The 15,665-nt window shown below is 69.7% G+C and carries 8 protein-coding genes; 6 read left to right on the top strand and 2 right to left on the bottom strand.

What is annotated here, in order from left to right:
* Positions 1–165 precede the first annotated feature (165 nt).
* The 3 genes from IRT45_RS00445 to IRT45_RS00455 all read left to right on the top strand — a co-directional run bounded on the left by IRT45_RS00445 (position 166) and on the right by IRT45_RS00455 (position 4,404).
* Positions 166–1,800, top strand: coding sequence for a long-chain fatty acid--CoA ligase (locus IRT45_RS00445; protein WP_194803904.1), 1,635 nt, complete (start codon positions 166–168; stop codon positions 1,798–1,800).
* Between the two features lie 228 nt (positions 1,801–2,028).
* A complete protein-coding gene (locus IRT45_RS00450; protein WP_194803905.1) occupies positions 2,029–2,514 on the top strand; it encodes a PaaI family thioesterase in 486 nt (161 codons plus the stop codon).
* A 255-nt stretch (positions 2,515–2,769) separates the two neighbouring features.
* The gene (locus IRT45_RS00455; RefSeq protein WP_194803906.1) at positions 2,770–4,404 is read left to right on the top strand and encodes an acyl-CoA synthetase; all 1,635 of its coding nucleotides are present in this window, start codon (positions 2,770–2,772) and stop codon (positions 4,402–4,404) included.
* Positions 4,405–4,449: 45 nt separating this feature from the next.
* Here the strand turns inward: IRT45_RS00455 and IRT45_RS00460 are convergent, their stop codons facing one another.
* Positions 4,450–4,842, bottom strand: a complete 393-nt coding sequence (locus IRT45_RS00460) for an SCO5389 family protein (RefSeq protein ID WP_030513337.1) — start codon at positions 4,840–4,842, stop codon at positions 4,450–4,452.
* Between the two features lie 57 nt (positions 4,843–4,899).
* Entirely contained in the window at positions 4,900–5,943 is a 1,044-nt protein-coding gene (locus IRT45_RS00465; protein WP_194803907.1) for a nitronate monooxygenase, read from the bottom strand.
* A 201-nt stretch (positions 5,944–6,144) separates the two neighbouring features.
* Between IRT45_RS00465 and IRT45_RS00470 the strand changes: the two genes are divergently transcribed.
* The 3 genes from IRT45_RS00470 to IRT45_RS00480 all read left to right on the top strand — a co-directional run bounded on the left by IRT45_RS00470 (position 6,145) and on the right by IRT45_RS00480 (position 15,630).
* Positions 6,145–7,017: a M23 family metallopeptidase gene (locus IRT45_RS00470; RefSeq protein ID WP_228533217.1), complete on the top strand. Its 873-nt coding sequence runs from the start codon at positions 6,145–6,147 to the stop codon at positions 7,015–7,017.
* A gap of 53 nt (positions 7,018–7,070) precedes the next feature.
* Complete coding sequence (locus tag IRT45_RS00475; RefSeq protein ID WP_194803908.1) at positions 7,071–8,048, top strand: helix-turn-helix transcriptional regulator; 978 nt, start codon at positions 7,071–7,073, stop codon at positions 8,046–8,048.
* A gap of 220 nt (positions 8,049–8,268) precedes the next feature.
* Positions 8,269–15,630 (top strand): non-ribosomal peptide synthetase, encoded by a 7,362-nt coding sequence (locus IRT45_RS00480; protein WP_194803909.1) that lies wholly within the window; start codon positions 8,269–8,271, stop codon positions 15,628–15,630.
* The last annotated feature ends 35 nt before the right edge of the window (positions 15,631–15,665 follow it).

Raw genomic sequence — 15,665 nt, forward strand, 5'->3', positions numbered from 1 at the left:
CAGGGGTTCGCCACGTGCAGCCGATTCATCCCATGTCTGTGCTGTTCGCGCCGCGTGTCGCGGGAAAAGTGGACCATTCGGTCGGGCCGATAACCGCTACGTCCGGTTTCGGCTATCCTCGCGGCAGGTGTGACGTCGTTCACCGGTGAAGGAGTGCGGTTACTGATGTTGAGCACGATGCAGGACGATCAACTGTCGCTGGCCACCCTGCTGCGATATGCGTCCACGTTCCACGGCGATGCCACGGTGTCGACCTGGACGGGCGACGGGGTGCGCACCATGACCTATCGGGAATTGGGTGCGGAATCGGCGCGGCTGGCCAACGCGCTGCGAGGCCTGGGGATCGATGTGGGCGACCGGGTCGCCACGTTCATGTGGAACAACAACGAACATATGGTCGCCTACGCCGCCGTGCCCGCGATGGGCGCCGTACTGCACGCGCTGAACCTGCGGCTGTTCCCCGAGCAGGTCACCTACGTGGCCAATCACGCCGAGGACCGGGTCGTGATCGTCGACGGCTCGCTGCTGCCGATGTTCGCCAATTACCTCCCGACGCTGAAGACCGTCCGCCACGTCATCGTGGCCAACGGCAATGCCGCGGATCTGACCGCCCCCGAGGGCGTGCAGGTGCACTCCTACACGGAACTGCTTGCGGGACAACCCGATACCTACGATTTCCCGGTCGTCGACGAACGCTCCGCGGCCGGGATGTGCTACACCTCCGGCACCACCGGCGACCCCAAGGGCGTGGTGTATTCGCACCGGTCCAATGTGCTGCACGCCATGCAGGTGCTGACCAACGCGAGTATGGGATTCACCTCCGACGACACCGTGCTGGCCATCGTGCCGCTGTTCCACGCCAACGCCTGGGGCCTGCCGTACGCCGCGATGCTCTCGGGGGCGAGCGTGCTGATGCCCGACCGCTTCCTGCAACCGGCGCCGCTGCTGGAGATGATGGCCGCGGTGCAGCCGACCTTCGCCGCGGCGGTGCCGACCATCTGGGGTGGCGTGCTGGCGCAGTTGGAGGCGAAGCCGCAGGACATCACGCATCTGCGCGAGGTGGTCGTCGGTGGGTCCGCGCTGCCGCCGTCGATGATGCGGGCCTTCCAGGAGAAGCACGGAGTGCGGCTGCTGCACGCCTGGGGGATGACCGAAACCTCCCCGCTGGGCAGCGTCGCGCATCCGCCGAGGGGCGTGTCGGGCGAGGACGAATGGGAGTACCGCTACACACAGGGACGGTTCCCGGCGCTGGTCCAGGCGCGCCTGGTCGGCGACGACGGCTCGGTGCTGCCCAACGACGGCGAGGCCGTGGGCGAACTCGAGGTGCGCGGCCCGTGGATCGCGGGGGCCTATTACTCACCCGAGGGCGCGTCCGTCGACCCGGACAAGTTCGACGAGGGCTGGCTGCGCACCGGTGACGTCGGCAAGATCACGCCCAACGGCTACCTCACGCTGGTCGACCGATCCAAGGATGTGATCAAGTCCGGCGGCGAATGGATCTCCTCGGTCGATCTGGAGAACGCGATCATGGGTCATCCGGCCGTCGCGGAGGCCTCGGTGATCGGTGTGCCGGACGAGAAGTGGGACGAGCGGCCGCTGGTCGCCATCGTCCTCAAGGAGGGTGCGACCGCCGAACCGGCCGAATTGCGCGATTTCCTGGCGGACAAGTTCGCCAAGTGGCAGTTGCCCGAGCACTGGACCTTCATCGACGAGGTGCCCAAGACCAGCGTCGGCAAATTCGACAAGAAGCGGCTGCGGGCTCGGTATGCCGACGGCGAATTGAGCGTCACCACGCTGTGAAGTCGAGCGTCCCGACGCTGTGAGATCGAGCGTCCCGACGCTGTGAACGAATCCCCGCGGGCGCGGCCGGAACATCCGGTCGCGCCCGCGGTGTGAGCGGGTGCGGTGGTGCCCGCCCGTGCCGGTCGGCGGGCGATCGCGGCACCTGTTGGCGCTATGTCAACAAGGTGTCGTAGGCTGAGCACCGGCGTCCGGTGGGCGTCCGATCACGTGCAGAAAGGGTTGGCGATGACCGAGACGAGCAGCGCCGAGACGAACAACGACACCCCCGCGTTCGCGGATGTGGTGAACGGCGCGCTGGAGTTCACCATCCCGATCGCGCACAAGATGGGTGTGCAGGCGCTCGAGGTGCGGCCCGGCTTCGCCGCCACCACCGTGCCGATCGAGGGCAACGGCAACCACTTCGGCGTCATGTACGCCGGCGTGCTGTTCACCGTCGCGGAAATCCTCGGCGGCGCCATTCCGATCGCCACCTTCGACAGCGCCAAGTACTACCCGCTCGTGAAGGACCTGCAGATCTTCTTCCGCAAGCCGGCGAAAACCGATGTGCGGGCCCAGGCTTCGCTTTCGGAGGAGGAGATCGCCCAGGTGATCGCCGCCGCCGAGGCCAACGGCAAGGCCGACTTCACCCTCGAGGCCACCGTGACCGACGCCGACGGCGTGGTCGTCGCCGAGACTCGCGGGCTGTACCAGTTGCGGGCACACGGAAAGTAGCGAGTCGAGCCGCACGGCCGCGGTCGGCCGATGCCGCCCGCTGCCGGTCGACCGACAGTGTGCCGCGGGGTTACGGTGAGGGCGCGTACCGTCGAAATGGCGGTGTTGTAGCGCCCGACAGGGGAGCCCGCGTGGCCACGCAGCCGTTGCCTCCTCGCGGACTCCGCTCCACCGGGCGGGGACAGAGAGGTCCGGCGTAATGGGCGTGCACCGCCATCCGATGCGAGACAGTCGGCGCGGCAGGGGGATTCGAGCATGACGGTGAATCTGTTACGCACTGTGATCGCGCGGGCGTGGGCCGAGCTGGAATATCTGCGGCTCGCGGTCGGCAGTGGCGTGGTCGGAATCGACTCGCCGTTGACGTTGCTGTCCGCGGGCGACGCGCTGCTCCGGCACGGTGCGCTGCCCGCGCTGCTGCGGCTGGCCGCCGCCCGCTACGGCGATCGGGCCGCGGTGATCGACGAACTCGGCACGCTGAGCTACCGCGAACTCGAGGACCGTTCCAACCGGCTGGCCAACGAATGGCGAAAACGCGGACTGCGCACCGGCGAGGGTGTGGCGATTCTGGCCCGCAACCACCGCGGCCTGCTCGACGCGGTCTTCGCCGCGGCCAAGTGCGGGGCCCGGATCATCTTGTTGAACACCGACTTCGCCGGGCCGCAACTGCGGGATGTGGCAGCCCGCGAGGGCGCCGATCTGCTGGTGTACGACGAGGAATACGAATCCATCCTCGGCGATCTGAGCCCTCGGCGCGGGGCCTATCGGGCGTGGTCGGAGACCGGGCACACCTCCAGCCTGGAGTCGCTGATCACCGGCGGCTCGCCCGCCACGCCGCCGATCTCGCGTTCCGGCGCCAAGATCATCCTGTTGACCAGCGGCACCACCGGCACGCCCAAGGGTGCGCCGCGGTCGGAGCCGCGTTCACTGGAACCGCTGGGCGCGATTCTCAGCAAGGTGCCGTTCCGGACCCGTGAGGTGACCGAATGTCCGGCGCCGCTGTTCCACACCCTCGGTTTCGCAATGTCGTTGCTGGCCATCGGCTTCGGCTCGACATTGGTGATCCGGCGGCGCTTCGATCCGCAGCGGGTGATCGACAGTATGGCCGAGCACCGTGCGACCGCGTTGATCGTGGTGCCGGTGATGCTCGCGCGCATGGTCGAATCGGGTCCGCAGGCGGTGCGCGAGCGGGATCTGTCGGCGCTGCGCATTATTTTCGTCGCCGGATCGCAGCTGGGCGCCGAGCTGTGCCGGCGGGTGACGGCAGCGTTCGGGCCGGTCGTCTACAACCTGTACGGATCCACCGAGGTCGCCTACGCCACCATCGCCACGCCGGAGGATCTGGCTCAGGAGCCGGGATGTGTGGGGTCACCGGTGGTGGGCGCGGTGGTCGAGATCCTCGACGAGCGGGGCGAGCCCGTACCGGCCGGGACGACCGGGCGGATCTTCGTCCGCAACGCGATTCCCTTCGACGGCTATACCGGTGGCGGCGGTAAGGAGCGGATCCGCGGCCTGATGTCCACCGGCGATGTCGGCCATTTCGATTCGGCCGGAAGGCTTTTCATCGACGGGCGCGACGACGACATGATCGTCTCCGGCGGTGAGAACGTGTTCCCGGCCGAGGTCGAGGAATTGCTCGACGCACATCCGGACGTGCGCGAGGCCGCGGTCATCGGCGTACCCGACGACGAATACGGCGCGCGACTGGTCGCTTTCGTCGTCCGCACCACCGAAGCTCTCGGCGCGGAGGAGATCAAAGCGCATGTGAAGGCCAACCTCGCGCGCTACAAGGTGCCTCGCGACGTGGTGTTCATCGACGAACTGCCGCGCAATCCCACCGGCAAGGTCCTCAAACGGCGGCTGCGGGAGTGGGGCGAGGGCGCCGGAGCGTAACGCCGGTCCCGGCGCCGGACACCTCCGGCGCCGGAACCGTACGGTTCAGCAGTTACGCAGTTCCGGGCTCTGATTGAGCAGTTGAGCGCGGGTGGAGATGAAGGTGGAGTAGGTGTCGCCACCGACGGCCGAGAGCGGGAAGGCCGCCACCCGATGGCAGTTCTGGAAGGCGAGTTTGATGCCGAAATGCCGCTCCAGGCTGCCGCGAATCGAATCCGACGCCATCGCGCGCAGCAGTTGTCCGCGGGCGGTCTCGTCCGGCGGGGGGACCTGATTGTCCGCGAATTCTGCTGTGCCGGAACGCAGATCGGCGGCCACGCGGCTGACGACCTCGTAGGCGTAGGGCAGTGAGGTACGAACGCATTCGACGAATTCCTCGTCGCTGACCGGACCGCTTTCGGCGCGTTCGAGCAGTGCGGCTGGGACATCCAATGACATGACGCTCTCCTCGTGGGATGGCGGGTGATGTCCCATGAGTCTAAACGACAAACGTTGTCAACAAGACCCGAATGGCCGCGAAAGTGCCGATTGCAGAGCGGCTTTCGTTTCCTCGGTGAGCGTGCGTACCAGGTCGGCGGCCGGAACGGCGTCGGCGAGGGTGTGCGCCTGCCCGGCCCACAGGTTCACCGCGTCGGGGTTGTCGGCGGCGCGAGCCTGCGCGCGCAACGGTCCGGTGGCGTAATGGATTTCGGGGTAGGCCGCAGGCGCGTCGGGATTGTCGAGCATGAATTGATTGCGCAGTCCACGGGCCCGGCGGCCGCTGAAGGCGCGGGTCAGCATGGTGGGCGTCTCGATCGCGAGCGCATCGCGGTGCAGCGCCGAGGTGCCCGCCTCCGGGCAGCGGAGGAAGGCCGTGCCCAGTTGTGCGGCCGCGGCGCCGGCGGCGAGGACCGCGGCGATACCCGCGCCGGTGGCGATGCCGCCCGCCGCGACCACGGGCGTGTCGACCGCGGCGCGCACCAGCTGCACCAGCGCCAGGGTGGTGAGGGGGTCGGCGCCGTCCTCCTCGGGCCGATCGGCGAAACCGCCGCGGTGTCCGCCGCCCTCCGCGCCCTGGGCGACGAGGACATCGGCACCCGTCTCGGCGGCGACCCGGGCCTCGGGCACCGAGGTCACCGTCACCCAGACCTCGGTCCCGGCGCGATGCAGGCGCTCGATCTCGGTCTCCGACGGGCAGCCGAAGGTGCACGAGACCACCGCGACCGGCTCGGCGGTGAGCAGATCGAGCTTCTCCGCCCAGGCGTCGGCGTCGAAACGCGCCTCGCCGAGAGGGAAACGGCGGGCCAGCCGGTCGAGGTAGACCGCGAAGTGTTCCGGCGGTGTGGGCGCGCCCGGAACGAACAGGTTCACCCCGAAGGGGGTCTCGGTCAGTTCGCGCAGCGCTGTGATGCGCGCGGCGGTATCGGTGGCGCTCAGATATCCGGCGGCGAGGAATCCCAGACCGCCCGCGTTGCCGACAGCGGCGGCGAGTTCCGGGGTGGACGGGCCGCCGGCCATCGGCGCCAGCACGATCGGGGTGCGCACGTTGTCGAGGATCATCCCCTCAGTCTGAACCCGGCGCCGGGCCTCGGTAACGGTGCCCGCAGTACCAAGATCAGCCCTCCACCTGCTGATTCCGTCAGGGAGGTTGCGAAAAGGTCACGACGGAGTACAGTTTCCGTCACAACAGATGCCGAATCGTTACCGAATGCCAGGTTTCGACCGGCGTCGCCACCGAGTTGATCGACGCTAGGACGAGCCTTGCCGCAGCACCGTGAGACATCCAGTTCCGTATCCGTTCAGGACCTGCTCGATGACATCTCCGCCGCCAGCGGCCTCGCCGAGCGTCCCACTCGTCATCGCGCCCAGCCGCGCACCGGCGACCGGATGAAGCTCGCCGCGAGCGCCGCGGTCGCGACCGGTGCGCTGATAAGCACCGCCACCCAGTTCGCGCACGCCGCGCCGCTGCTGCCCGGCGGCCACAACGACACTCCCGAACCGGTCGCGCTGAAGTCGGCCTCCGAACCCGCGCACGAGGCCGAGCAGGCCGCACCCGTCGCCGCCCCGGTCGCCGCCGAGACTCCGGCCGCACCGCAGGCCCAGCCGGTGGCCGCGCCCGCGCCCGCGCCGTTCGGTCTGCAGAATCTGCCGCCCGAGGTCGCCGGCCCGCTCTCGCACGCCGAAGAGGTGCTGAAGGGTATCCAGCAGCAGCTCGCGCCGGCCCAGGCCGTGCGACCGGTGGCCGGGGTCGTGAGTTCCGGCTTCGGATCCCGGTGGGGCGCCATGCATTACGGTGTCGACTTCGCCGATTCGATCGGCACTCCTATTCATTCGGTGGAGAACGGCACGGTGATCGACGCCGGTCCCGCCTCGGGCTTCGGGCTGTGGGTCCGGGTGAAGCAGGACGACGGCACCACCGCGGTGTACGGCCACGTCAACGACATCCTCACTCACGTCGGCCAGCGGGTGAACGCCGGTGACGTGATCGCCACCGTCGGCAACCGCGGCAACTCCACCGGCCCGCACCTGCATCTGGAGATCTGGGATCCCAGCGACGTCAAGATCGATCCGGCTCCCTATCTGGCGAGCAAGGGCGTCGTCCTGTCCCAGCAGTCGTGGGGGGCGGGCGAATAGCGCCCGCGCTGTCGTCGGCCGCCCGGCTCGGCCGGCCGCGGGGGGTTGATGCATTGACTGGTTTGCACGAGTTGTTCGATTGCGGATCCCTGCACGGCCGCACCTACACGGCTCTGGTGCAGCATCCGCGGTCCAGCCTGTCGGAACTGGCGCAATATCTGGAGTGCTCCCGCGAGGCCGTCGCGGCCGCACTGGACGCCCTCTGCGAGATGCAGGCCGTGGTCCGCATCGAGATCGACGACACCGTCCGCTGGGACGCCCATGCTCCCGAGGCCCTGTCGGAAGCCGAATCCCGCCGCCGCCAGGCCGAAACCGCGCGCATGCACGACGCCGCGGCCCGGCTCGGTGAGACCTTCCGCTCGGTGCGGCGTACCACCCGCGGCGACGGCACGGTCGTGCCGATGTACGAGGCCCGCGAGGTGGTCGCCGAATTCGAGGATCTGCAGCGGGCCGCGCGCAGCCGGATCCGGATGATCGACCGGGGCCCGTACCTGTGCGAGGGCGAGCGCGCCGCGCGGCTGTTCGACCTGCGCTCGGCGCGGATGGCGGCGGGCGTGCGCTATCAGACGCTGTATCAGGACACCATCTATCAGGATCCCGATCGGCTGCGCTTCGCCCTGCAGGCCAATACCGCTGGAGCGCAGGCGCGCACCCTGCCCGATCCGCCGTTCAAGGTGATCATCGCCGACGACGACCGCGCGGCGCTGATGCTGCATCACGACGAACGCCGCGGCGATCCGATGGGGTTGCGCATCGCGGCCTGTCCGACGCTGGACGCGATCGTGCACACCTTCGAGGTGTTGTGGTCGCTGGCCGCGCCGATCTCGGTGAATCCGGATCAGCCGCTGGACGAACGCGACCGGGCCATCCTGACCCTGATGGGCCTGGGCGCGACGGACGACACCATCGCCCGGCGGCTGGGCATGTCCCGGCGCACGGTGGTGCGGCGGACCGCGAGCCTGCTGGAACGCCTGGGTGCCAGTACCCGGTTCCAGGCCGGCGTGCAGGCGATTCGCCGCGGCTGGCTGTGACATGCGGCCGCCGGTGCGGCTGTGACTAGAGTCACGGAGGTCGACGCGGGGTGCAACATCGAGGCACCCTGGCAGCGATGAGAACTAGGAGAACCGGCGGGTTGCGGCCGTAGATCGGCCGTGCCCCGGGAACTCAGCCATCCTTATATGATTGCTCGGACCGCGCGAGGGGGTGTTGGACCGTGCGGACCTGCTGGACGCGAGAGGTGAAGACACTCGAATGGATACTGCCCGCCGTTCCGCTCGTGGAGGTCGTCGCCGCCGGTCGGGCAGCCCGCTTTTCGGTCAACTGCTGACCGCTGCGGTGGAATCCGCCGCGGACGCGGTAGCGATCCGGTTCGATCCGACCGGTGAGCCGGCCGACGCGCGGCAGCTGACCTATCGAGAGTTGGACGAGGCGTCCTCGCGCCTGGCCCGGGAACTCATCGCGCGCGGTATCGGCGCGGGCGACGTGGTGGCCATCGGCATCGCGCGCTCGATCGAATCGGTGCTGTCGGTGTGGGCGATCGCCAAGGCGGGCGCCGCCTACGTGCCGGTCGACCCGGCCTATCCGCCGGAGCGCATCGCGCATATCGTCGCGGACTCCGGTGCGGTACTCGGCCTGACCACCGGAGCCCACCGCCGGGCGCTGGGGACGGGCGTGTACTGGCTCGAACTCGACGATCCGGTGGTCTCCGAGCGGATCGGCGCGCGCCCCGCCCATCCGATCTCCTATACCGACCGGGTCCGCCCGCTCACCGAGGATCACCCGGCCTACGTGATCTACACCTCGGGCTCCACCGGCCGTCCCAAGGGCGTTGTGGTGACCCATGCCGGACTCGGCGGTCTGGTCGCCGCCGAGCGCGAGCACTACGACGTGACCGAGGATTCCCGTGTCCTGCACGTCTGTTCGCCCAATTTCGACGTTTCGGTCCTGGAACTGCTGCTGGCCTTCTCGTCGGGCGCGACCCTGGTGGTCTCGCCGCCGGAGGTGTTCGGCGGTTTCGAGCTGGCCGAACTGCTGCGCCGCGAACAGGTTTCGCACATGCTGATCACCCCTGGCGCGCTGGAATCGGTGGATCCCGCCGGGCTGCCCGACCTCGAGGTCGTCGTCGTGGCGGGCGACAAGTTCGGCCCGGAGCTGGTGGGCCGCTGGGCCCGCGACGGTCGCCGCTTCTACAACGGTTACGGTCCGACCGAGGCCACGATCCTCGCCACTTCCAGCGCGGAAATGGCTGTCGGCGAGCCCATCACGATCGGCACCCCGATCGCCGGAGTCGGTGCGTTCGTGCTGGATTCGCGGTTGCGCCCGGTGCCCGCCGGTGTGGTCGGCGAGCTGTATCTGTCGGGTCCGGCGCTGGCTCAGGGATATCTGGGCCGCCCGGGGCTCACCGCGGAACGGTTCGTGGCCAGCCCCTTCGGCGCCGAAACCGGCCGGCCGGGCGCCCGGTTGTACCGCACCGGTGACCTGGTGCGCCGCAACGAATCCGACGGCACCATCGAATATCTGGGCCGCTCGGATTTCCAGGTCAAGATTCGCGGCTTCCGCATCGAACTCGGCGAGATCGACAACGCGCTGACCGCGCATCCCGATATCGATTTCGCCGCCACCATCGGCCGCACGCTGCCCTCGGGCGCGACGGCGCTGGTGTCGTACGTGCTGCCGCGTCCCGGCGCCGCAGTCGATATCGCGGCCCTGGACGATTTCCTGGCGGAATCGTTGCCCGCGTACATGATTCCCGCGGCGATCATGGCGCTGGACGAGATCCCGCTGACCCCGGTCGGCAAACTCGACCGCGCCCGGCTGCCGGAGCCCACCTTCGCCGCGCGCGAATTCCGGGCGCCGAGTACGCCGGTGGAGGAGATCGTCGCCGAGGTGTTCGCTGCCCTGCTCGTTCCCGGCGAGGGCGACAATCCCGGCCGGGTGGGCGCCGACGACGACTTCTTCGAACTCGGCGGCAATTCCCTGCTGGCCGCGCAGGCGGCGGCCCGGATCGGCTCGGCGCTGGGCGCCCGGGTGCCGGTGCAGCTGTTGTTCGAGGCGTCGACAGTGGCCGCGCTGGCCGAACAGGTGGAGCGGCACGCCGGAACCGATACCGGTGAGCGGCTGCGGCCGATGCCGCGTCCCGAGCGCATCCCGCTGTCCTATGCGCAGCAGCGCATGTGGTTCCTCAACCGCTTCGATCCCGCCGGGGCGGTCAACAACATCCCGGTCGCGGTGCGGCTGAGCGGACGCCTCGACGTGGACGCGCTGCGGTCCGCGGTGCGGGATCTGGTGGAGCGCCACGAAGTGCTGCGCACCATCTATCCGGAACTCGACGGCGAGGGCTACCAGCGGGTGTTGCCGGTGTCGGATCCTCGTGCGGTGCCCGAGATTCCGCTGCTCGAGGCGCGCGCGGACGAGGTGGCCGCCGTGGTCGCCGAGACCGTCTCCGGCGGTTTCGACGTGACGGCCGCGCCGCCGGTGCGCCTGCGGGTGCTCCGGACCGGCGAGACCGAACACGTGCTGGTGTGCGTGGTCCACCACATCGCCGGTGACGGCTTCTCGATGAGCCCGCTGACCCGCGATCTGATGACCGCCTACCTCGACCGTGTCCGCGGCGGCCATCCGGAATGGACGCCGCTCGCCGTCCAGTACGCGGATTACGCCCTGTGGCAACGGGAAACGCTGGGCAACGAGGGCGACCCCGACTCGGTTCTCGCCGCGCAGATCGACTTCTGGCGCCGCGAACTCGCCGCCCTGCCCGAACAACTGGACCTGCCGGCCGACCGGCCCCGGCCGGCGGTCGCGTCGTATCGGGGCGCCACCCTCGACTTCGAGATCGACCCGGGCGTGCACGCGGCACTGAACCGCCTTGCGCACGAACATCATTCGACCTTGTTCATGGTCGTGCACGCCGCGCTCGCGGTGTTGCTGGCCCGGCTGTCGGGCACTCGCGACATCGCGATCGGCACCCCGGTCGCGGGGCGTGGTGAGGCGGCGCTGGACGAGCTGATCGGCATGTTCGTCAACACCCTGGTGCTGCGCACCGAAATCGACCCGGCCCGCAGCTTCGAACAGGTACTCGCCGACGTGCGCGGGACGGACGTGGCGGCGTTCGGCCACGCCGACGTGCCGTTCGAGCGGCTGGTCGAGATCCTGGATCCGGCTCGGTCGGCCGGACGGCACCCGCTGTTCCAGGTGATGCTGACCTTCCAGAACCTGGCCCGGACCGAATTGGAGCTGCCCGGGCTGGCGGTCTCCGGTGTCGATCTCGACATCGAGCTCGCCAAGTTCGATCTGCAGCTGGCGATGGCCGAGCGGATCGACGAGCGCGGTGTGCCGCAAGGTATCTCGGCGGCCTTCAGTTACGCCACCGACCTCTTCGACGAGGCGACGGTGCGTGATTTCACCGACCGCTTCATCCGCATCCTGAACACCGTCGCCGCCGACGCCGCGGCCGTGGTGGGCGATATCGACGTGCTGGCCCCCGGTGAGCGGGAACTCGTTCTGCACGAATGGAATTCGCCCGGCGCGCCGGTGCCGCCGGTGACCCTGGTGGATCTGATCACCGCGCAGGCCCGGCGTCGTCCCGGTGCGGTGGCGGTTCGCTTCGGCGACACCACCCTCACTTTCGGTGACCTGCACCAGCGTGCGAGTCGGGTGGCCCGGGCGCTGATCGCCCAGGGCGTGGGTCCGGAATCGCTGGTGGCGGTGGCGGTGCCGCGCACCGAGGAACTGCCGGTCGCGCTGCTCGGCGTGCTGCTCGCCGGCGCCGCCTATCTGCCGATCGACACCGGCTATCCGGCGCAGCGGCTGGAATTCATGATCGGCGACGCCGCGCCCGCCTGCGTCCTCACCACCGCCGAGCTGCGCGACGCGATACCCGCCGCCGGCCTGGCGACGGTGCTGCTGGAGGAGACCGGCAACTTCGCCGGCGGCCCGATCACCGACGCCGAGCGGCTCGCCCCGCTGCGGCCGGCCGATCTGGCCTACGTCATCTACACCTCGGGTTCCACCGGTGTGCCCAAGGGTGTCGGCGTCACGCACCGCAATGTGCTGGAACTGTTCGCCAACACCCAGCTGCTCTTCGATTTCGACGAGACCGACGTGTGGACGCTGTTCCACTCCTTCGCCTTCGACTTCTCGGTGTGGGAACTGTGGTGTTCGCTGGCCAACGGCGGCGCGGTCGTGGTGGTCGACCACCTCACCTCGCGGTCGCCGGAGTTGTTCCGCGAGTTGCTGATTCGCGAACAGGTCACCGTGCTGAACCAGACGCCCTCGGCGTTCTATCAGCTCGCCGAGGCCGACCGCGCCGCGCACAGCCACACCGGCGATGCCGCGGTGACCGTCGCGGCCAAATTCGCGCTGCGCTACATCGTCTTCGGCGGTGAAGCGCTGGATCTGCGGCAGCTCGCGCGCTGGTACGAGCGGCACGGTTCCACCACGCCGCAGCTGGTGAACATGTACGGCATCACCGAGACGACGGTGCACGTGTCGTTCCTGGCCTTGGACGAGGGTCTGGCCGACCATCCGGCCAGCGTCATCGGCCGGGCGCTGCCGGGCCTGGAGACCTATGTGCTCGACGATCGGCTGCATCCGGCGCCGGTCGGGGTGGCCGGCGAGATGTACATCGCCGGACGGCAACTGTCGCGCGGTTACCTCGGGCGTCCCGGCCTGACCGCAACGCGGTTCGTGGCCAATCCCTACGGTGCGCCCAGTTCGCGGATGTATCGCTCGGGCGATATCGGCCGCTGGGCCGGCTTCGACGGCGAGGCCGCGCTGGAATACGCCGGCCGCAGCGATCAGCAGGTGCAGCTGCGCGGCTTTCGCATCGAACTCGGCGAGATCGAGGCGGCGCTGCTGCGTTGCACCGGTGTCGCGCAGGCCGTGGCGATGGTCCGCACCGGTGAGCACTCCGGCGATCGGCTGGTGGGTTATGTGGTGCCCGAGGCGGGCTCGTCGCTCGACCCGATCGCGCTGCGGGCCGAGGCCGGCGCCTTCCTGACCGGCTACATGGTGCCGGACGTGGTGGTCGTGCTCGACGCGCTGCCGCTGACGCCCAACGGCAAACTCGATCGTCGCGCCCTGCCCGAACCGGCGATCGTCAGCGCGGCCGCCTTCCGGGCGCCGAGTACGCCGATCGAACAGGCCGTCGCCGACGTGTTCGCCGATCTGCTCGGTGTGACCGCAGCGCAGACGTCCGGGGTCGGCCTCGACGACGACTTCTTCGCCCTCGGCGGCAATTCGCTGCTCGCGACCCGGGCGGTGGCTCGCATCAACGAGGCGCTCGACGCGAACCTCGTGGTCCGCGAACTGTTCGAGGCCTCGACGGTGGCGGCGCTCGCGGCGCGGATCGTGCCCGGCGCGGCCGCCGGTGCGGTGCGCCCGCGCCTCGCGCCGGCCGCGCGCGGCGAGCGGATTCCGCTGTCGCTGGCCCAGCAGCGGATGTGGGTGATCAACCAGCTCGATCCGCAATCCCCGGCCTACAACATTCCGCTGGCGATCCGGCTCACCGGCGATCTCGACGTGGACGCGCTGCGTGCGGCCGTCGCCGATGTAGTGGAGCGGCACGAGGTGCTGCGCACCCGCTATCCGGCGAGCGGTCCGGGCGGGTTGCCGTATCAGGAGATCCTCTCGGTCCGCGAGGCGCTGCCGGAGGGCCTGCCGGTCGAGGACACCGCCGAGCCGATCGACCGCATCGCCGCGCTCATGGCGACCGGATTCGATGTGACCCAACAGGTTCCGGTGCGCGCCCTGCTGCTGCGCAACGGCGCCGACCAGGTGCTGGCGCTGGTGATCCATCACATCGCCGGCGACGGTTCCTCGATGGCCCCGCTGGCCCGCGATCTGATGACCGCCTACGTGGCCCGCACCGGCAGCCGCGAACCGGGCTGGGCGCCACTGGAAGTCCAGTACGCCGATTTCGCGATCTGGCAGCGCCGGGCCATCGGCACCGACGACGATCCGGATTCGGTGGCGGCGAAGCAGCTCGCCTACTGGCGGGATCGGCTCGCCGGGGTGTCCGGTTCGCCGCTGCTGGCGCCCGATCATCCGCGTCCGGCGGTGCCGTCGATGCGCGGCGAATCGATCGGTTTCGCGATCCCGGCCGCGGTGCACGAGGGCCTGGTCCGCATTGCGCGCGAACATAATTCGTCGCTGTTCATGGTGGTGCACGCCGCGCTGGCGGTGCTGCTCGCCCGGCAGTCCGGCACCGCGGATGTGGTCGTCGGCACGCCGATCGCGGGCCGCGGCGAGCGCGCGCTGGACGATCTGGTCGGCATGTTCGTCAACACGCTGACGCTGCGCACCGGTGTCGACACCACCGACACCTTCGACGCGCTGGTGGAAACCGCCCGCGACACCGATCTGGCGGCCTTCGCGAACTCCGATATCCCGTTCGAACGGGTGGCCGAGGTCGTGGCCCCGGGACGCGGCGGCGCGCAGAGCCTGTTCACGGTCGTGCTGTCGTTCCAGAACACGCAGCAGCCGACGCTGGAACTGCCGGGCCTGACCATCGCCGCAGTCGACACCGATGCCGTGGCGGCGAAGTTCGATCTGCAGGTCACGGTCGAGCCGCGCCACGAATCCGACGGCTCACCGGCGGAACTGGTCACGGTCTTGACCTACGCGCGGGACCTGTTCGATCCCGTGACGATGCGCACGCTGGGTGATCGATTCGAGCGCATCCTCGCGGCGGTGGCCGCCGACCCGCAGATCCTGCTCGGCGCGATCGACCTGCACGACGAGTCGGAGGTCGTGGCCGAGGCGGCCCGCACCGAACCGGCCGAGGCCGGCTCCACCGTCGGCACCGCGCTGGCGCAGGCGCTGGCCGCCGCGGTCGAAGACGATCCCGAGGGTCCGGCGCTGGCCTGGGGTGAGGAGGCGGTGTCCTATCAGGAACTCGACGCCCGCTCCTCCCGGCTGGCCCGGGCTCTGATCGGTCGCGGCTGCGGTCCGGGCACCGGGGTCGCGGTCCGGCTCGAGCGCGGTATCGAGTCGGCGGTCGCGTCCTGGGCGGTGCTCAAGGCCGGTGCCGCGCTGGTCCCGGTCGTCGACGGCGGCGAACTGCCGGCGGAGCTGGAGATCAAGACCGGAGTCACCGTGGCCGCGGCCCGGCCGAAGGCGGGGCCGAACGGTATCGACTGGCTGGTCCTCGACGATGCGGCGGTCGCCGCCGAAATCGCGGGCGAGTCGGCGCGGCCGGTGACCTACGCCAACCGCACCCGGGCGCTGCGCGGCGCCGATCCGGCCTTCCTCGGTGCGGAGGGCAGCCACAGCTACGACGCGCTGGCCGCCGCGGTCGACCGGCTGCGGGCCCGCACCGAGCTGGACTTCGAGTCCCGCACCTTCCGGCAGGGCCGGGCCGACGGCATCGCCGCGTTGCTCGAGGTGGTCGGCGCGGGGATGACCGGCGCGTCGATGGTGTTGCCGGCCGAGGCCGACACCGACGGGCTCGCCGACGAATGGGTCACCCACCTGTTCACCGATCGCGCCGGTCTGGATCGGTTGGATCCGGAACCGCTGGAAGACCTGCGGGCCGTGGTGTTCGAGGACGGGCCGGCGCCGGCGGCCTTCGGTTCCGCCGAGCTGGTACTGCTGCCGGACAATGTGCTTCGCTGAGCAACCGGTGGCACGATCGCGGGAAGTAACGCCCG

The sequence above is a fragment of the Nocardia sp. BSTN01 genome, from assembly GCF_015354405.1.
Lineage (GTDB): Bacteria > Actinomycetota > Actinomycetes > Mycobacteriales > Mycobacteriaceae > Nocardia.